This is a genomic window from Nocardioides astragali, from assembly GCF_024436375.1.
In the GTDB taxonomy this organism is placed as follows: domain Bacteria; phylum Actinomycetota; class Actinomycetes; order Propionibacteriales; family Nocardioidaceae; genus Nocardioides; species Nocardioides astragali.
On the sequence record NZ_JAFMZM010000001.1, the window covers coordinates 931,300 to 948,654 of the forward strand.

Annotated in this window: 22 protein-coding genes; 16 read left to right on the plus strand and 6 right to left on the minus strand. The window is 70.8% G+C overall.

Translation table 11 applies throughout. The features are described from left to right. Window positions 1–1,071 carry a phosphatase PAP2 family protein gene (locus tag J3P44_RS04520; protein ID WP_255889034.1) on the minus strand — a complete coding sequence of 357 codons (1,071 nt, stop codon included), beginning with the start codon at window positions 1,069–1,071 and terminating at the stop codon, window positions 1–3. 126 nt (window positions 1,072–1,197) lie between these two features. Here J3P44_RS04520 and J3P44_RS04525 point away from each other — a divergent pair, with 126 nt between their 5' ends. Both J3P44_RS04525 and J3P44_RS04530 read left to right on the plus strand, forming a co-directional pair. Further along, on the plus strand, window positions 1,198–1,965 hold the full coding sequence (locus tag J3P44_RS04525) for an SDR family NAD(P)-dependent oxidoreductase (protein WP_255889035.1): 768 nt from the start codon (window positions 1,198–1,200) through the stop codon (window positions 1,963–1,965). 127 nt (window positions 1,966–2,092) lie between these two features. After that, a complete protein-coding gene (locus J3P44_RS04530; protein WP_255889036.1) occupies window positions 2,093–3,112 on the plus strand; it encodes a DUF3048 domain-containing protein in 1,020 nt (339 codons plus the stop codon). 16 nt (window positions 3,113–3,128) lie between these two features. On the opposite strand, the gene J3P44_RS04535 is transcribed toward J3P44_RS04530, so the two are convergent. Then, window positions 3,129–3,758, minus strand: a complete 630-nt coding sequence (locus J3P44_RS04535; RefSeq protein WP_255889037.1) for a TetR/AcrR family transcriptional regulator — start codon at window positions 3,756–3,758, stop codon at window positions 3,129–3,131. A gap of 122 nt (window positions 3,759–3,880) precedes the next feature. Here J3P44_RS04535 and J3P44_RS04540 point away from each other — a divergent pair, with 122 nt between their 5' ends. From J3P44_RS04540 to J3P44_RS04560, 5 genes are all read left to right on the plus strand, one after another. Next, the gene (locus tag J3P44_RS04540; protein ID WP_255889038.1) at window positions 3,881–4,411 is read left to right on the plus strand and encodes a hypothetical protein; all 531 of its coding nucleotides are present in this window, start codon (window positions 3,881–3,883) and stop codon (window positions 4,409–4,411) included. Between the two features lie 43 nt (window positions 4,412–4,454). Beyond that, a complete protein-coding gene (locus tag J3P44_RS04545) occupies window positions 4,455–5,009 on the plus strand; it encodes a YqgE/AlgH family protein (protein WP_255889039.1) in 555 nt (184 codons plus the stop codon). A 23-nt stretch (window positions 5,010–5,032) separates the two neighbouring features. Next, on the plus strand, window positions 5,033–5,335 hold the full coding sequence (locus J3P44_RS04550) for a DUF3039 domain-containing protein (protein WP_255889040.1): 303 nt from the start codon (window positions 5,033–5,035) through the stop codon (window positions 5,333–5,335). Further along, window positions 5,332–7,110, plus strand: coding sequence for a DEAD/DEAH box helicase (locus J3P44_RS04555; protein ID WP_255889041.1), 1,779 nt, complete (start codon window positions 5,332–5,334; stop codon window positions 7,108–7,110). The genes J3P44_RS04550 and J3P44_RS04555 overlap by 4 nt, the downstream gene beginning before the upstream one ends. A 78-nt stretch (window positions 7,111–7,188) precedes the next feature. Next, entirely contained in the window at window positions 7,189–7,824 is a 636-nt protein-coding gene (locus J3P44_RS04560) for an IclR family transcriptional regulator (protein ID WP_255889042.1), read from the plus strand. Between the two features lie 16 nt (window positions 7,825–7,840). Here J3P44_RS04560 and J3P44_RS04565 read toward each other — a convergent pair whose 3' ends face one another. Next, window positions 7,841–8,335 (minus strand): winged helix-turn-helix transcriptional regulator, encoded by a 495-nt coding sequence (locus J3P44_RS04565; protein WP_255889043.1) that lies wholly within the window; start codon window positions 8,333–8,335, stop codon window positions 7,841–7,843. Between the two features lie 55 nt (window positions 8,336–8,390). Here J3P44_RS04565 and J3P44_RS04570 point away from each other — a divergent pair, with 55 nt between their 5' ends. Together J3P44_RS04570 and J3P44_RS04575 are read left to right on the plus strand one after the other, a co-directional pair. After that, complete coding sequence (locus J3P44_RS04570; RefSeq protein WP_255889044.1) at window positions 8,391–8,906, plus strand: PaaI family thioesterase; 516 nt, start codon at window positions 8,391–8,393, stop codon at window positions 8,904–8,906. Between the two features lie 103 nt (window positions 8,907–9,009). Continuing rightward, entirely contained in the window at window positions 9,010–9,996 is a 987-nt protein-coding gene (locus tag J3P44_RS04575; protein WP_255889045.1) for a trypsin-like serine protease, read from the plus strand. Here the strand turns inward: J3P44_RS04575 and J3P44_RS04580 are convergent. Continuing rightward, the gene (locus J3P44_RS04580) at window positions 9,984–10,466 is read right to left on the minus strand and encodes an Lrp/AsnC family transcriptional regulator (protein WP_255889046.1); all 483 of its coding nucleotides are present in this window, start codon (window positions 10,464–10,466) and stop codon (window positions 9,984–9,986) included. The two genes, J3P44_RS04575 and J3P44_RS04580, sit on opposite strands and share 13 nt — an antisense overlap. Before the next feature lie 81 nt (window positions 10,467–10,547). Between J3P44_RS04580 and hppD the strand changes: the two genes are divergently transcribed. The 4 genes from hppD to J3P44_RS04600 all read left to right on the plus strand — a co-directional run bounded on the left by hppD (window position 10,548) and on the right by J3P44_RS04600 (window position 13,667). After that, the gene (hppD, locus tag J3P44_RS04585; RefSeq protein WP_255889047.1) at window positions 10,548–11,789 is read left to right on the plus strand and encodes a 4-hydroxyphenylpyruvate dioxygenase; all 1,242 of its coding nucleotides are present in this window, start codon (window positions 10,548–10,550) and stop codon (window positions 11,787–11,789) included. Between the two features lie 195 nt (window positions 11,790–11,984). Beyond that, window positions 11,985–12,617, plus strand: a complete 633-nt coding sequence (locus J3P44_RS04590) for a DUF2975 domain-containing protein (protein WP_255889048.1) — start codon at window positions 11,985–11,987, stop codon at window positions 12,615–12,617. Further along, the gene (locus J3P44_RS04595; RefSeq protein WP_255889049.1) at window positions 12,617–12,859 is read left to right on the plus strand and encodes a helix-turn-helix domain-containing protein; all 243 of its coding nucleotides are present in this window, start codon (window positions 12,617–12,619) and stop codon (window positions 12,857–12,859) included. The genes J3P44_RS04590 and J3P44_RS04595 overlap by 1 nt, the downstream gene beginning before the upstream one ends. Window positions 12,860–12,872: 13 nt before the next feature. Continuing rightward, window positions 12,873–13,667 carry a helix-hairpin-helix domain-containing protein gene (locus tag J3P44_RS04600; RefSeq protein WP_255889050.1) on the plus strand — a complete coding sequence of 265 codons (795 nt, stop codon included), beginning with the start codon at window positions 12,873–12,875 and terminating at the stop codon, window positions 13,665–13,667. Window position 13,668: 1 nt separating this feature from the next. On the opposite strand, the gene J3P44_RS04605 is transcribed toward J3P44_RS04600, so the two are convergent. After that, window positions 13,669–14,268: a LysE/ArgO family amino acid transporter gene (locus J3P44_RS04605; protein ID WP_255889051.1), complete on the minus strand. Its 600-nt coding sequence runs from the start codon at window positions 14,266–14,268 to the stop codon at window positions 13,669–13,671. A 72-nt stretch (window positions 14,269–14,340) separates the two neighbouring features. On the opposite strand from J3P44_RS04605, the gene J3P44_RS04610 reads away from it, so the two are divergent. From J3P44_RS04610 to J3P44_RS04620, 3 genes are all read left to right on the plus strand, one after another. Beyond that, window positions 14,341–15,252, plus strand: coding sequence for a LysR family transcriptional regulator ArgP (locus J3P44_RS04610; protein ID WP_255889052.1), 912 nt, complete (start codon window positions 14,341–14,343; stop codon window positions 15,250–15,252). A 100-nt stretch (window positions 15,253–15,352) separates the two neighbouring features. Then, a complete protein-coding gene (locus J3P44_RS04615) occupies window positions 15,353–16,159 on the plus strand; it encodes a hypothetical protein (RefSeq protein ID WP_255889053.1) in 807 nt (268 codons plus the stop codon). A 45-nt stretch (window positions 16,160–16,204) separates the two neighbouring features. Beyond that, the gene (locus J3P44_RS04620) at window positions 16,205–16,741 is read left to right on the plus strand and encodes a DUF1697 domain-containing protein (RefSeq protein WP_255889054.1); all 537 of its coding nucleotides are present in this window, start codon (window positions 16,205–16,207) and stop codon (window positions 16,739–16,741) included. Window positions 16,742–16,761: 20 nt separating this feature from the next. On the opposite strand, the gene J3P44_RS04625 is transcribed toward J3P44_RS04620, so the two are convergent. Then, on the minus strand, window positions 16,762–17,337 hold the full coding sequence (locus tag J3P44_RS04625; protein WP_255889055.1) for an isochorismatase family protein: 576 nt from the start codon (window positions 17,335–17,337) through the stop codon (window positions 16,762–16,764). Between the last annotated feature and the right edge of the window lie 18 nt (window positions 17,338–17,355).

Below are 17,355 nucleotides of genomic sequence, written 5' to 3' on the forward strand. Positions count from 1 at the left end.
TCAGCCGCGGCGGCCGGGGACCGCCTCGACCTCGGAGTAGGCCGAGACGTCGAGGACGGCGCGGAAGGTCCACGGCTCGGGCCGTCGCCGCAAGGGGTTGCCGGTGGCCCGTGCCGCCAGCACGAACGCCGCCGCGCCGACCCCGATCCCGCCGATCACGTCCACGAAGAAGTGCCAGCCCAGGTAGATCGTCGCCACGATCGTGAGCACGAGGAAGGTCCACGCCGCGATCCGGACGAGGGAGGGGAGCCGCATCTGCTCCGCCATGAGGCAGATGGTGACCATGACCGCCACGTGCAGGGACGCGAAGGCCGCGATCGTCTGCACCGAGCCGGTGTCCCAGGGGCCGGCGAGCACCTCGATCCGGTCCTCGAGCAACATCTGGTGGACCGAGGTGTTGGGGGTGTGCGCCAGGGACTCGAACCACTCGGGCGTGGAGTAGATGGGTCCGAGGGACGGCACGGCGTAGTAGAGGACCACGCCCAGGCACCAGTCGATCGAGATCGCCGTGACGTACCACGCACCGGCGGTCGATCGGCGCGTCCACACGAGCGCGATCGCCAGGCTGGCGGGGACCAGGCCGATCCAGACGAGGTAGACCCCCGCCATCACCCAGTTGGCCCAGGTGGTGCCGAGCATCTCGTGGAGGGCGACGGCAGGATTGTTCCCGAGCCACAGCAGGCGGTCGAGGCTGGCGAGCTTGGGGTCCGCGATCCGGTCGGTGACGAAGGGCACATAGCTCTTGAGGTTGCGGAACGCGACGTAGGCGACGTACCAGGTGACCAGCCCGCTGAGCGTGAACCAGATCTGGTCACGGTTCCAGCGCTCGAGGAGCACCGCGCGGAGGGCGGCGCCCGCGGCAGCACCCCCGCGACGTACGAGCAGGACCCAGCGGGCGACGACGTCCAGCGCGACGGCCGAGGCCACGATCACCGGCAGTCGGAACCAGGTGGGCATGGACGCGCCGTCGGGGTCGCGCAGGGGCAGCTCAAAGGTCCACGCGACCAGCGTGGCCATCGCTGCCATCACGGCCGCCACCGCAGCAGCGGCCCGGAACTCCCCCCGACGCACGGGCCTAGAGTAACCAGTCGCGCCGGGGTGGACCGGACCAGTCGATCCCCGTGTCGCGCCGGAGCCCTGGATCGGTAGCCTCGGTGCCCCCTTCGATCTCTCTCTCAGATCTCTCTAGGAGTCCCCATGGGTCGGTTCGACCGACGTGTCGCCGTCATCACCGGAGCAGCGCGAGGCATCGGCTTCGGCATCGCGCAGCGCTTTGCCAGTGAGGGGGCGTCGATCGCGATCCTCGACCTCGACGAGACCGCCGCCCAGGACGCCGCCGATCGGCTGCAGCCCGTCGACGGGGCACGGGCGATCGGCGTCGGCTGCGACGTCGTCGACTCGGCCGCGGCGGAGGCCGCGGTGCAGCGTGTGGTCGACGAGCTGGGCGGGATCCACATCCTCGTCAACAACGCCGGCGTCACCCGGGACAACCTGCTCTTCAAGATGACCGAGGAGGACTGGGACCTGGTCATGGGCGTGCACCTCAAGGGCGCCTTCAACATGACCAAGGCGGCGCAGTCGCGGTTCGTGGAGCAGAAGTACGGCAAGATCCTCAACCTCTCCAGCGTCTCGGCGCTGGGCAACCGGGGGCAGGCGAACTACTCCGCGGCCAAGATGGGCGTCCAGGGCCTCACCCGCACGCTCGGCATCGAGCTCGGCCCCTTCGGCATCACCGCCAACGCGATCGCTCCCGGCTTCATCGCCACCGAGATGACCGACGCCACTGCGCGGCGCCTCAAGATGGAGCCCGAGGAGCTGCAGCGGGTCAACGCCGAGGCGACCCCCGTACGTCGCGTCGGCCAGCCCGAGGACATCGCGGCCGCGGCAGCGTTCCTGTGCAGCGACGAGGCGTCCTTCATCACTGGCCAGACGTTGTACGTCGACGGCGGCCGCAAGCTCGGCTGAGGATGGGTGACAGGCTCGGATTGGTAGGCAGTTCCTGCTGATCTACCCTGTGGCGCGCCTTCCCTGATCGGGAAGTGCGCGCCCCCACACTGCAAGGCAGAAAACCCCCGCTCGATCGGAGCCCCCCGTGCGTCACCGTCTTCACCCCTCCACGTCCAAGGCCGTCGTCGCCACGTTCGTCGCGGCCTCGCTGCTCCTCGCCGGTTGCGGGGGTGGAGACGACGAAGAGACGCCTGACGCCGCCCCGTCCGAGCCGACCTCGTCGGAGACCAGCGAGCCCCCGGAGCCGACGTACTGGCCGCTGACCGGCCTCGAGCGCAAGGGTGACGCCCCCGAGCACCCGGTGGTCGTCACCAAGGTCGACAACACCTCGTCCAGCGCTCCGCAGGTGGGTCTGGGCGCCGCGGACCTGGTCGTCGAGGAGCTCGTCGAGGGCGGCTACACCCGCCTCGCGGCGTTCTACTACTCCAAGGTCCCGGCCGCCATCGGCCCGGTCCGCTCGATGCGCGCCAGCGACATCGGCATCGTGCCGGCGGGTGCGACCGTGGTGACCAGCGGCGCGGCCCCGATCACGATCAACCGCATCAACGGTGCCGGCATCCCCTGGATCACCGAGGGAGCTGCGGGCGTCTATCGCGAGAACACGCGCTCGGCCCCCTACAACCTCTTCGCGCGCCTCGCCGACATCGCGAAGAGCCTCAAGGCCGAGAAGGAGCCGCCGCCCTACCTGCCCTGGGGCACCGAGGCCGACCTGCCCAAGGGCGTGAAGGCGCGCACCCTGACCGCCGACTTCGGCGCGCACGCGACCACCTGGCAGTTCCAGGGCGGTGGCTACGTCAACAGCAACTCCTACGCCGCCCAGGGCGACCAGTTCCCGGCCGACTCGGTACTGGTGCTGCGGGTCAAGGTCGGCGACGCCGGCTACAAGGACCCGGCCGGCTACGCCGTGCCCGAGACCAAGTTCGAGGGCAAGGGCGCCGCCGTGCTCTTCCACGGTGGCCGGGCCATCAAGGGCACCTGGACCAAGGACGGACTCAACGGGGCCATCGAGCTCTCGACCAAGGGCGGCGAGCTCACCGTGCCCGCCGGCCACGTGTGGGTGGAGCTCGTCCCGGCCGTCAACGGCAACCTCACCTTCGCCAAGTAGCTGCGGGGAGTCGGGCTCAGGCCGGGTCCGGCACCTCGACGCCCGCCTCCAGCAGCTGCTGGAGACCGGCCATGATGAAGCCGATGGCCGCCTCGACCCGCGCGGCCGCGGCTGCCGGGTCCTCGTCGACCGCCACCGACCCTCCGGCCGCCGACAGGGCGCCGAAAAAGATGCGGGTGAAGGTGTCGAGCATGTCCTCGTCGAGGTCCCAGCCGCCGGTGGTGAGCACCGAGCGCACGATCTCGCCGACGATCGCGTACGTCGACCGCTCCTCCTGCTCGCGGAACCGCTCGTGGCCGAGCACGGAGGGTCCGTCGGAGATGACGATCTGGCGGTAGGCCGGCTCCTGCACGGCGTCGAGGAAGGCGCGCAGGCCGGCCTGGGCCTTCTCCCAGGGGTCGCGGTGCCCGGCGGACGCCTCGACGATCCCGGCGGTGGCGCGCGACTCGACCCGCTCGAAGGCGGCCTCGAAGATCGCCTGCTTGCCGCTGAAGTGGTGGTAGAGCGCGCCCTTGGTGACGTCGGCGCCCGCGACGATCGCGTCGAGCGAGGTCGCGGTGTAGCCGTTCTCGGTGAAGAGCTGCTCCGCGACGTCGACGAGCGCCCCCTTGGTCGAGGCGGAGTAGCGGTGTCGCCGGGTCTTCACTGGCCTCTCTCCATGGGGCGCAGCCTAGGTGACACGGCTCACGCGCGGCGCGTTTGGCTCGTCCACCCGCGCGGGGCATACTGAGAGTACGTACCGTCGGTATGTACCCGAAGGAGACCGCCATGACCTGGACCTCCCACCACCGGCGCGGAGACGTCCTCCGCGAGGTGATCCGTGCCGCTGATGAACGGCTCGACGGCCAGCTGCCCCGCGACGTGGAGGGCGTCGCCGACACCTTCGGCGACGACCTCACCCTGCTGGGGGCGCTGACCCTGCGCTGGCACACGCGCCTGGCCGGCCACATCGAGCGCGAGCTGGCCGACCAGCCCCTCGACCTCGAGAACGCCGTCGCCCTCGCCTGGCTGAAGGCCGCCGAGGACATGCCCGGCACCCGGGCCGTCATCGACCACCACGTCGCCCACCCGACCAGCCCCGAGATGGCACGCGCCCTCTCCGTCGCGACGGAGAAGGAGCACGAGATGCTCGCCCTCATGGCCGGGCGCGCCAGCGCACCGGGAGCGGCCGCGGCCCGCGTCGGGCGCTCCATCGAGCTCGCGGCACGCGCGTCGTACGTCCCGGGCGGGCGCAGTCGCACGGCCACTGCGCAGTCCCCGTCGCTGGTGGCGCGGCTCCGGGCGGTCCTGGCCGCCTGAACGGGGGGTGTGAACCGGCCGGCGATCGGCCATGATGGACGGCATGCAGCTGGCATCGGGGATGTTGCTGGTGGCGACGCCGGAACTGCAGGACCCCAACTTCGTCGACACGGTCGTGCTGCTGCTCGACGTCAACCACGACGGCGCCCTCGGCGTCGTGCTCAACCGGCCCACCCAGGTCCTGGTCGCCGACGTCCTGGAGCCGTGGCGCGACGTGGTGGCCGAGCCGGAGGTCCTCTTCCGCGGCGGCCCCGTCGGCACGGACGGCGCGCTCGCGGTGGCGGAGGTCCGCGACCCCCAGGACACGCCCGTCGGGTGGCGTCCCGTCGCCGGCCGCATCGGCATGGTCGACCTCGACACCCCCACCGAGCTCGTCAACGGCTCGCTGACCGCGATGCGCGTGTTCGCCGGCTACGCCGGATGGGGTGCCGACCAGCTGGCGAGCGAGGTCGAGGAGGGCAGCTGGTACGTCGTCAGCGGGCAGGCCGGCGACGCGTTCCGCGGCGACACGAGCGGCCTGCGGCGCGACGTCATCCGACGGCAGCCCGGCATGCTGGCGTGGCACGTCAACCGGCCCGTCGATCCCGACATGAACTGACACGTCAACTAGGCTGGCCCATCATGAGCACCATCGGATTCTCCCCGGGCAGCCAGACGATCGAAGACCGTCAGACCGTCCCGACCGACGAAGGTGACCACGAGCGGTTCTCCCACTACGTGCCCAAGGACAAGCTCACCGAGGCGATGGTCATGGGCACCCCCGTGATCGCCCTGTGCGGCAAGGTCTGGGTGCCGTCGCGGGCACCGGAGAAGTTCCCCGTGTGCCCGGAGTGCAAGGAGATCTGGGAGTCGATGAAGCCGGGCGACAAGCCTGGCGGCTCAGGCAGTGGTTCGGGCGGGGACGACTCGGGTCCCGAGGCGTGACGGGGCGGCCTGACGCGCCGCTGCCTCCCGCGTGGCCCGACCGGGCCGCCTGGGGCACCGCGCCCTCCCTCCGTGCCTGGCAGCAGGCGGCGATGGACTCCTACCAGTCCCGCCAGCCCCGCGACTTCCTCACGGTCGCCACTCCCGGCGCCGGCAAGACCACCTTCGCCCTGACCGTCGCCGCAGACCTGCTCAGCCGGCGTGTGGTCGACCGGATCACTGTCGTGGCGCCCACCGAGCACCTCAAGACGCAGTGGGCCGAGGCGGCAGCTCGCGCCGGGATCCCGATCGACCCGGCCTACTCCGCCGGCAAGGGCCGGACCTCCGACGACTACGTCGGCATCGCGGTCACCTATGCCGGCGTCGCGGTCAACCCGCTCGCGATGCGGATCCGCACCGAGCGCTTCAAGACCCTGGTCATCCTCGACGAGATCCACCACGCCGGCGACGCGTTGTCGTGGGGTGAAGGCGTGCGCGAGGCGTTCGACCCGGCCACCCGTCGGCTCTCCCTGACCGGGACGCCGTTCCGCTCCGACATCAACCCGATCCCGTTCGTGACGTACGCGCCCGGGGACGACGGCATCCCCACGTCGGTCGCGGACTTCACCTACGGCTACGCCCACGCGCTCGCCGACCACGTCGTGCGCCCGGTGCTCTTCATGGCCTACTCCGGTGAGATGCAGTGGCGCACCCGCGCCGGCGACGAGATCGTCGCCCGGCTGGGCGAGCCGCTCACCAAGGACATGCACGCCCACGCGCTGCGTACGGCTCTCGACCCCCAGGGGTCGTGGATGCCGGCCGTGCTGGAGGCCGCCGACACGCGCCTGTCGGAGGTACGCCGCCACGTCCCGGACGCCGGCGGCATGGTCATCGCCAGCGACCAGGAGAGCGCCCGCGCCTACGCCGGGCTGCTGAAGAAGATCAGCGGAGAGTCGCCGACCGTGGTCCTGTCGGACGAGAAGGGTTCGTCGAAGAAGATCGCGACCTTCACCGAGTCGGACAAGCGCTGGCTGGTGGCCGTCCGGATGGTGTCCGAGGGCGTCGACGTCCCGCGGCTGGCCGTCGGGGTGTGGGCGACGACCACCTCGACCCCGCTGTTCTTCGCCCAGGCGGTGGGCCGCTTCGTACGCGCCCGCTCCCGCGGCGAGACCGCGTCGGTCTTCCTGCCGTCGGTGCCCCACCTGCTGGAGTTCGCCTCCGACATGGAGGCGCAGCGCGACCACGTGCTGGGCCGAAGGGTGCAGGACGAGGGCGACATCTTCGCGGCGGAGAACGACCTGCTCGCCGAGGCCAACGCGGGGGAGTCCGCCTCCGACGAGCTGGAGATGTCGTGGGAGGCGCTGGGCTCGACGGCGTCCTTCGACCACGTCCTCTACGACGGCGCGCAGTTCGGCCACTCCGGCGAGGTCCTGTCGGGCTCCGAGGAGGAGATGGACTTCCTCGGCATCCCTGGCCTGCTCGAGCCCGACCAGGTCCGCGAGCTGCTGCACTCGCGGCAGAGCGAACGCGCCCGGAAGCAGAAGTCCGAGGGAGGGGGCGACCGGATGGTCGACTCCGTCGAGCAGCTCAGCACCCACCAGCAGCTCGGGGTCCTGCGCCGCGAGCTCAACGGCCTCGTCGCCGCCTGGCACCACCGCACCGGCCAGGCGCACGGCATCACCCACTCGGCCCTCCGGAAGGAGTGCGGGGGACCGCCGGCGGCCGTGGCCAACGCCGACCAGCTGCACGAGCGGATCAACCGGATCCGCGAGTGGGCTGTGCGCCAGACGTCCTGAACCGCCGGCAGAGCACCCGGCTGAACACCCACCGGTCACGCAGGATCGCGACCACGAGTTGCTGCCATGCTTGGTCCCATGGCTTCGGAGACCTCGCAGACGCTCGACCGCGGGCTGCGCGTGCTGCGCGTGCTGGCGGAGAGCCCGGAGGGCCTCACCGTCACCGAGCTCTCCGGCCGCCTCCAGGTCAACCGCACGGTGGTCTACCGACTGATCAGCACGCTCGAGCAGCACGGACTCATCCGCCGCGACGCGCGCTCACGCCTGTTCGTCGGGCTCGGCGTGCTCCATCTCGCCAGCGCGGTCCAGCCGCTGCTGCGCGACCTGGCCGTGCCGGTGCTGCGCTCGCTCGCCGAGTCGGTCGGCTCGACCGCCCACCTCACGGTGGCCGACGGTGACGAGGCGCTGGCCCTCGCCGTCGTGGAGCCCACGTGGACCGACTTCCACGTCGCCTACCGGGTCGGCGCGCGGCACCCGCTGTCGCAGGGGGCGGCCGGCAAGGCCATCGGCCTGCTCGACGGCACCGAGCCGGCGTACGCCGTGACGAGCGGCGAGCTGCAGAGTGGTGCCCGCGGTCTGGCCGCGCCGGTGCGAGGTGTCGACGGGCTGCGCGCCAGCGTGGGTGTGGTGACCCTGGACGGGGCGATCGACGAGGGCGTCGTGGCCCCGCAGGTGATCGCCGCCGCGCGCGAGGTCGCGGACCGGTTGCGGTGAGGGGCCCCGGTGAGCGTCAGCCGCCGAACGGCTTGATGCCGGGCCCGGGCCGCGAGGCGACGTCGCGCCGCCCCGTCACCTCGTGGCCGGCGCGGCACCGGAGCACGAGGTCGACCTCGGCACCGCACCCGACGTGCTCGAACTCGACCGGCGAGCCCTCCGGGTCGGCGAGGTAGCGGTCGCCCCAGTGCCGGACCGCGACGAGGACGGGGTAGAGGTCGAAGCCCTTGTCCGTCGGTCGGTACTCGTGCCGCTCGCGCTGGCCGGGCTCGCGATAGGGGACCCGGCGAAGGATCCCCGCCTCGACGAGCAGCGCGAGCCTGTCGGTCAGGACCTGGCGGGGGATCCCGGAGTGGCGGCGCATGTCGTCGAAGCGGCGGATGCCGTTGAAGACCTCCCGGAGCACGACGAAGGTCCACCTCTCGCCGAGCACCTCCATCGCCCTTCCCACCGTGCAGTTGTCGGTCGACCACGCGAGGGCGCTCGGGGGAGGCGTGGGGGTGACGGTCATGGCGCCACCCTAGGTCTCGTTGACAGACTCAGCAAGGGGATGGGAGGCTGCGTCCATGACGCAGACCCAGCAGTTCGCGACCGAGTCCCGCACCGTCACGTGGACGACGCCGGGCCAGGCCGACCTCGGTCGGCTCCTCGAGCTCGACGGCCTGGGCCAGCTGCTGGCCATGTGCGAGGGCGAGCTGCCGCACCCGCCGATCATGGACACCCTCGGCATGACGGACCTGCGCCCCGAGCGCGGGCGGGTGGTGGTCGAGATGCCGGCCGCCGAGTTCCACTACAACCCGCTGGGCGGAGTCCACGGCGGCGTCATCTCCACGCTGCTGGACACCGCCGCGGCCTGTGCGGTGCACACCACGCTCGCGGTGGGCGAGCTCTACACCTCGCTCGACCTCGCGGTGAAGTTCCTGCGTCCGGTGACCGTCGACTCCGGGCTGCTGACCTGCGAGGGCACCGTGATCCAGCGCGGACGGCGTACGGCCCTGGCGCAGGCGCAGCTCACCGATGGCGAGGGCAGGCTCGTCGCGCACGCGACCTCGACCTGCATGATCTTTCCCGCCGGGTCGTAGCGCCTTCGGGAGGGCACTCTCCTGATCCACCCGTGCGGGGGATGACAGCGCGCGCTGGTGGGCGCTCACTGGAGGGCAAGCGAAACCCCCCGAAGGAGCACCCATGCCCATCTCGTTCCGGCAGCTCGCGGCCACCGTCTCGGCCGCCTCTCTCGCGGCCGCGGCACTGCTGGCGCCGGCCCTGCCCGCCCACGCGATCGTCGGCGGCGCGCCCGATGCAGGAGAGCACCCCTATGTGGGCCAGCTGCTCTTCTACGTCCCCGACGCCGTGGACCCGCGCTTCGAGGACCCTGGCGCCTGGTTCAAATGCACCGGCACGCTCATCGACGAGGACACCGTCGTCACGGCCGGGCACTGCACCTACGCCGTCGGCGTGGAGGGCGAGGCCCCTGCGGACCCGTTGCACGGTGGCACCGACGTCTGGTTCTCCGTGCTGCCGGCACCCGACTACTCCATCCTGAAGCCCAGCTCGACCTACGTGCCGGACCGCAACGCCCAGCGCTACACGGACTGGTCGAAGGCCCTCGACGCCAGCTCCACGTGGCACGAGGCCGAGGCGACCTTCACGCACCCGGAGTACGTCGACGCCGCGTTCCTGCTGCACGACCTCGGGGTCGTCGAGCTCAGTGAGCCAATCGTGCTCCAGGGCGACGGCACCGGGCCGGCGTACGGCACCTTGCCCCAGGAGGGCTACCTCGACCGCTACTACACCAAGTCCGCCAAGCGCACCGCGCTGTTCGAGTCCGTCGGCTACGGGCTCGAGGACAGTGGCCCCAAGTTCTCGCTCGGTGGGGACACCCGTCGCAAGGCCGACCGGAGGCTGGTCAGCTTCAAGGGCGCCTACGGCCTCCCGAACATCGCGGTGATGTTCTCCCATGCCGGTCGAGGGACGACCGGAGGCACGTGCTTCGGCGACTCCGGCGGGCCGACCTTCGACATCACCACGCCCCAGATCGCCGAGCAGAACATCATCGTCGCGGTGACGTCGTTCGGGTTGAACTCGAACTGCAACGCGGGCGGCAGCTATCGCATCGACCAGCCCGACGACCTGGAGTTCCTGATGGATCCCAGTGACCCCTACACGCCCTGACGTACGGCGGCGCGGGCCAGCGGCACCACCCGGTGCGGGATCTGCGTCGCGAGCGCGATGACGGTGGTGGACCGGTCGATGCCCGGCTCGACGAGCACCAGGTCGATGACGCGCTGGAGGTCGGCGTTGGAGCGCGCCACCACCCGTGCCCACATGTCGCCAGCGCCGGTGATCGTGTAGGCCTCGAGCACCTCGGGGATCCCCGAGAGGTGGGCCGCGACCCTGTCGTGGCCTCCCGAGTCGGCGGATCCCTGGCGGATCTCGAGCGTCAGGAACGCCATCACGGGGTAGCCGATCGCCTCCGGGGAGAGCTCCGGGCCCCAGCCGGTGATCACGCCGGCGGCCGCGAGCTTGTCGAGACGCGCCTGGACAGTGCCTCGGGCGATGCCGAGCCGACGGCTCGCCTCCAGCACGCCGAGCCGTGGCTCGGTGGCGAAGAGCTCGATCATTCTGCTGTCGATCTCATCCATGCTGGCTCCCATGGCTGTGCAAGTTGACCAGTGTTTTCGCCTACTGTTGCACACCTTGCTCGTGTTGGGCAGGGTGAGGGCATGACGACTGACATCGCCTCGACCGGTGGCGCCCTGACCGTGGACGAGATGAAGGCCGACCTCTCCCTCGAGCAGCTCCGGCAGCTCGTCGGGCTCGTGGAGTACGACGCGGACTCGGACCCGTTCCCCGTCACGGGCTGGGACGCGATCTGCTTCGTCGTCGGCAACGCCACACAGGCCGCCCACTACTACGCCTCGGCGTGGGGCATGGACCTGATCGCCTACTCGGGTCCTGAGCACGGCAACCGCGACCACAAGTCGTACGTCCTCAAGTCCGGCTCGATCAAGTTCGTGCTCAGCGGCGCCGTCGCGCCGACCAGCCCGATGATCCAGCACCACGCCAAGCACGGCGACGGCGTCGTCGACATCGCGCTCGAGGTCCCCGACGTCGACCAGTGCATCGCCCAGGCCCTCCGGGCCGGTGCCACGGTGCTGCGCCAGCCCGAGGTCCTCAGCGACGAGCACGGGTCGGTGAAGATCGCCGCGATCGCGACCTACGGCGAGACCCGTCACACGCTGGTGCAGCGCACCAACGTCCTGGGGGACGGCGAGACGTACGCCGGCCCCTACCTCCCCGGCTACGTCGCCGTCGAGCCGCGCTGGACGAAGAAGGCCGACCAGCCCAAGCGCCTTTTCCAGGCCCTCGACCACATCGTCGGCAACGTCGAGCTCGGCAAGATGGACGAGTGGGTCACCTTCTACAACAAGGTGATGGGCTTCGTGAACATGGCCGAGTTCATCGGTGACGACATCGCCACCGACTACTCCGCCCTGATGTCGAAGGTCGTCGCCAACGGCAACCACCGCGTGAAGTTCCCGCTCAACGAGCCCGCGATCGCGAAGAAGAAGTCGCAGATCGACGAGTACCTCGAGTTCTACAACGGCCCCGGGGCCCAGCACCTCGCGCTGGCGACCGGAGACATCCTCGCCAGCGTCGACGCGCTGCGCGCCAACGGCGTCGAGTTCCTCAACACCCCCGACTCCTACTACGAGGACCCCGAGCTACGGGCCCGCATCGGCGAGGTGCGGGTGCCGATCGAGGAGCTGCAGAAGCGCGGCATCCTGGTCGACCGCGACGAGGACGGCTACCTGCTCCAGATCTTCACCAAGCCGCTCGGTGACCGCCCGACCGTGTTCTTCGAGCTCATCGAGCGCCACGGCTCCCTCGGCTTCGGCAAGGGCAACTTCAAGGCCCTCTTCGAGGCCATCGAGCGCGAGCAGGACGCCCGCGGCAACCTCTGAGCGCCACTGCTGAGCTTGCGAAGCAGTGGGTCAGCGAAGAGGTTGAGGAGCGTTGGCAGGGACTGTCGCGAAGCGATGGGCCCTGCGCGCGTCTCGAAACCTTCCCCGGGCATGTCGGCGATCCGTTGGCATGTCGAAGAACGATGCCCTATCGTCTATCGATAATATCGTTCTTCGACATGCACGGGGGTCTCCATGGACAGCAGGCGCGACACTGATCCGCTCAGGACTCTCGAGGTCCTGGTCGCGTCCGTCGTCGCCGTGATGGGCCTCGTCGCCTGCCTGATGCTGGTCGGCACGGTCGCCGGTAGCGGATCGGTCCCAGGGGTAGATGCGGAGGTGTGCGCCTCCGGCTCGGGCGACGTGCCCGCATTCCGCAGGACCGCGGGCGACACGACGGGGCCGGTGGACCTCCGGGACGGGATCACCTGGCGTGCCGAGGAGGTACAGATCTGCGACCCCGACCCCGACGGCGTCATCCGGGCGCTGGCTGCGGCTGGGCTGTTGGTGTGGCTCGGTGCCCCGGTGCTCTTCTTCTGCCTGCTGTGGCGGTTGCTGCGCCGGGCCCGGCGCGAAGGGGTGTTTGCCGACCGAGTGCCTGGTGGCCTGCGGACGCTGGGCAGGATCCTGCTCGCATGGGCGGCTGTCGACTTCTTCGCCTCCGGCTTGATCGACGCCGCCCTGCTCAACCGGATGACTGACGGCACCCTCGTCCTCACGGCAGAGGTGCCCTGGCTGCCCGTGCTGCTCGGCATCGCGCTGCTCACGCTGGAGCGCGTGATGAGCCAGGCTGTCGAGATGCGCCGCGACGTCGAGGCGACCATCTGATGGCCCGACGCACGGCGCCTGCGCCGGACGACGACGAGCCGCACGGCGTGACGGTCCACCTCGACGAGGTCCTGGCGGACCGGGGGATGACCTTGACCGAGCTCGCCGAGCGGGTCGGCGTCACCGTGGTCAACCTCAGCGTCCTGAAGAACGGCCGCGCCAAGGCCGTGCGGTTCTCCACGCTGACCAAGGTGTGCCGTGTCCTGGACTGCCAGCCGGGAGACATCCTGCGGGTGGACTGACAGTCTTTGCCCCATGATGATCCGCCCTGCCGAGCTGGCCGCGATCAAGGCCGGCACGGTCGACCTGGCCTTCCGGCGGTGGGCGCGACCGCGCGTCGTCGTCGGCACCCGGATGCGCACCGCCGTGGGCCTCATCGAGGTCACCTCCGTCGAGCAGGTGAGCGTCACGAGCCTGCGCGCGGAGGACGCCCGCCGGGCCGGGGTGTCGTCGCTGGCGGCACTCAAGCAGGCGCTGGCGGCCCGGTCGTCCGACCCCGCGTGGCGGATCGGCCTGACGTACGCCGGTCCCGACCCGCGTGAGGCCCTCCGGGCGACGGTGCCCGACGCGGAGGAGATCGCCGCGATCAACGCCCGCCTGGACCGCCTCGACGCGGCGTCGTCGTACGGCGCCTGGACCCGTGCGACGCTCGACCTCATCGACCGCTTCCCGACCGTGCGCGCCCCTGACCTCGCAGCCCAGGTGGGTCGCGAGACGGCGGACTTCAAGAAGGACGTCCGCAAGCTGAAGGAGCTCGGGCTGACCGAGTCGCTGGCGATCGGCTACCTGCTCTCACCGAGGGGCGAGGCTGTGGTGGACGCTGGGCTTCCGGCGCCCCGGGTCCGTTCGCCGCGGGAGCAGGGGAGCCCGCTCCCGCGCACCATCGGGGCACCCGCGACGCGGGCCCTGCGCGAGCTCGGGGTGACGACGCTGGAGCAGGTCGCGGACTACTCGGCTGCTGACCTGGGCGCCATCCACGGCGTCGGTCCCATCGCCGTCACCCGCCTGCGGGAGGCGATGGCGGAGCAGGGCCTGGCCTACCGCCAGTGAGTCAGTGGGCCAGCAGGCCCACGCCGAGCGTGCCCATGACGACCGCGATCGCGGAGTCGAGCACGCGCCAGGCAGTGGGGCGGGCGAACAGGCCGCGCAGCAGCCGGGCGCCGTAGCCCAGGCCGAAGAACCACAGGACGCTCGCGACCAGGGTTCCGGTGAGGAACCACCACCGGTCGGTGCCGAAGCTGTTGGCGACGGTGCCGAGCATGAGCACGGCGTCGAGGTAGAAGTGCGGGTTCAGCCAGGTCAGCGCCAGGGTCAGCAGGACGGCGCGACCCGGGGTCAGCGCTGCGCCTTCTCCGGCCTCGAGCTTGCCGGGGCGCCACGCACGCATCGCCGCGTGCACCCCGAACGCGATCAGGTACAGCCCACCCGTGAGCTGGGCGACGGGCAGGACCGCCGGCCACCGCTCCAGCACGACACCGAGCCCCGCCACGCCGGCGGTGATCGCGACCACGTCGGAGACGAGGCACGTCAGCACGATGGGCAGGACGTGCTCGCCGCGGATCCCCTGACGCAGGAGGAAGGCGTTCTGCGCGCCGACGGCAACGATGAGAGCGAGTCCGGTCAGCAGACCGGTGAGTGCAACCTGGAACATGAGAGCAACGGTAGGTGCGTAATCGTCCTCAATCCAGCGAAGCATTCTGAGGAATCATTAGGATCCCTAAGTATGAAAGACATCACCCAGCTGGATCCCGTCGCCCTGCGCACCCTGTCGGTGGCCGTCCGGCTCGGCACCTTCGAGGCGACCGCCCGCGAGCTCCACGTCACCCCCTCCGCGGTGAGCCAGCGGATCAAGGCCCTGGAGACCCGGGTCGGGCGCGTGCTGCTCCACCGGGTCAAGCCCCTGGAACCCACGGAGGCCGGTCTGGTGCTGGTGCGGCTGGCCACCCAGACCGAGCTCCTGGAGCGGGAGGCGGTCGCGGAGCTGGTGGAGGAGCCCGGCAGCGACGGGACGGCGTACACCTCGTTGCCGATCGCCGTGAACGCCGATGCCCTCTACGGCTGGTTCGTCGACGCGCTCGCCGAGGTGCAGGTCCGTCACCGGGTGGTCTTCGAGGTGGTCCGCGAGGACCACACCCGCACCGCGGAGCGGCTGCGGCGCGGCGAGGTGATGGCCGCCATCACCGGCGAGCCCCGTCCGGTGCCTGGCTGCCGGGTGGTGCGGCTCGGCCGGCTGCGGTACGCCGCCGTCGCCACGCGCGAGTTCCACGCCGACCACTTCTCCGACGGCGTCGGCTCGGCGAGCCTCGCGGAGGCACCGCTCGTCGCGTTCGACCGCAGCGACTCGCTCCAGCACGACTTCGTGCGGAGGGTCACGCGTCGCCACCTGGCGCCGCCGGTCACCTACGTGCCGTCGGTGCGCGAGTTCGACCGGGCGGTGCGGGTGGGCATGGGGTGGGGACTGCTCCGGGAGTCGGACGTGACCGAAGAGCTGCGGCGAGGCGACCTCGTCGAGCTCGTGCCGGGCCGGCGACCCGAGGTGGCGCTCTACTGGCAGCACTGGCGGCTGGGCTCGTCCCTCGTCGCCGACGTCACGGACGCGGTGGTGGACGCTGCCAGGCGCTGGATGGCGACTTGAGCAGATCTTCGGTTTCCCTGACAGGTCCCTTCGACGAGATCTAGGCTGCCGAGCGATCGAGCACGGAGCTCATCGGACCGAACCGGATGGTGACACCCCTATGACACGACACAACGCCTGGTGGGCCGCGCCCCTCGCAGCCGGTCTGATCATGTCCCTCGCCGGTTGCGGCGGCTCCGGCACGGCAGCCGCCGACAAGACCGAGGACGTGACGCTCCTCGGTGAGCAGGTCCAGGGCCTCGTCAGCCAGGTCGAGAAGATGGGCATCGTCGAGTGGCACGGTCAGCTGCTGACGAAGAACCCGGACAAGGGCGGCGAGCGCGTCCTCGACCTCGAGGCCCGGTTCAGCCCGTCCACGGGCTACAGCGAGATCTCGATGAACTCCACGATCGACGGCAACGTCCAGCAGGTCGACTACCTGGTGGTGGCCAACCGCACCTACTTCAACAGTGAGGACTGGGGTCCCGGCTCCGACGACTGCTGGGTCGACATCACGGGTGACGCAGCCCGCACCTGGGGCCTGCCGGTCGAGTCCAACCCGAGCTGGCCCCTCACCGCTGCCCGCGCGCTCGGGCTCGAGGGCGAGGACGTCGCCGTGGCGATCGCCTACAAGAAGGTCCTGGCCGGCCTGCCGCGCGGCCTGTTCCCGAACGTGCCCACCTCCGTCCCCTACGACACCGAGGCCAACGCGCTCATCGCGCCTCACGGCCACCTGATCGAGGTCGAGATCGACGTGGTGAGCATGTGGAAGGACCTCCCGAAGGAGCAGCGCGCCACCGTCGACACCTCGCGCGCGGGCTGGTGGGCGATGACGATGAAGGAGTCGCAGAACGACACCAACATCGTTCCCCCCAAGCACGTCTTCAACCCGGCCGTGACGCCGCCGAGCCAGTGCAAGCGGACCTGACCGGCCGACGCCTGCGCACGCCCGTCCGGCGGGCATGATCTGAGCATGCCGACCTACGTCGCCTTCCTGCGCGCCATCAACCTCGGCGCGACGCGCAAGTTCGCCAAGGACGCCATCAAGGCCGCGACGGAGGCGGCCGGCGGCCGCGGCGTGGAGACCTACATCAACACGGGCAACGTCCGGTTGACGCACTCGGCCCGGTCGGTCGCCAAGGTCCAGCAGGCACTCGAGAAGGCGTACGCCGACGCGGCCGGCTTCGAGGTCCCGACGATCGTCTTCACCGCAGCCGACCTCGCCGCCCTCACTGCGCGGGCAGAGGAGCTGCACGCCGAGCACGAGCCCGGCGGGCAGCACTACGTGACGCTCTATCCCGCCGCTCCACCGGCCGCGGCGGTCGAGGCGGCTCACGCCCTCGCGCACGACGGCGAGAGGGTGGTCGTCGACGGTCGAGCCGCCTACGTCCTCCTCGACGGCAACATCCACACCTCGAAGGTGCTCGCCTCCAAGCAGTTCACCGCGCTCGGAAAGGGGACGGCCCGCACCATCAAGGTGCTGCGCACCATCACTGGGAAGTGGTGCTGAGCGGACGGGTCCGACCAGCCTCAGCCCAGCTCGACGCCGGCGCTCGTCATCTCGGTGAGGGCGGCGGCCGTGGTGTTCTCGGCGACCCCGGCGCAGAGCGCAGTGAGCACCCGGGTCTCGAATCCTTCCTGGGCACTGTCGAGCGCGGTCGCGCGCACGCAGTGGTCGGTCGCGATGCCGCACACGTCCACCTGTGACACCGCGCGTGCGCGCAGCCAGTCGGCGAGCGGCTCGCCCGACGACGTACGCCCCTCGAAGCCGGAGTAGGCCGCCTGGTGCTCGCCCTTGTAGAACACCTCGTCGAAGGGCTGCGGGTCGAGGTTGGGGTGGAAGCCGGCACCCTCGGTGCCGACCTTGCAGTGCACCGGCCACGACTGGGCGAAGTCGGGCTTGAGCGACCAGTGGTCGCCCGGATCGATGTGGTGGTCCTTGGTGGCCACCACCACGTCGTACGCCGGCGCGCCGGCCTCCTGGGAGGACCACCGGTGCAGGAGCTCGCCGATGTCCGCGGCCACGCGGGCACCACCGGCCACGGGGAGGGACCCGCCCTCGCAGAAGTCGTTCTGGACGTCGACCACGATCAAGGCTCGTGCCATGCCCACGAGGCTAGCGGG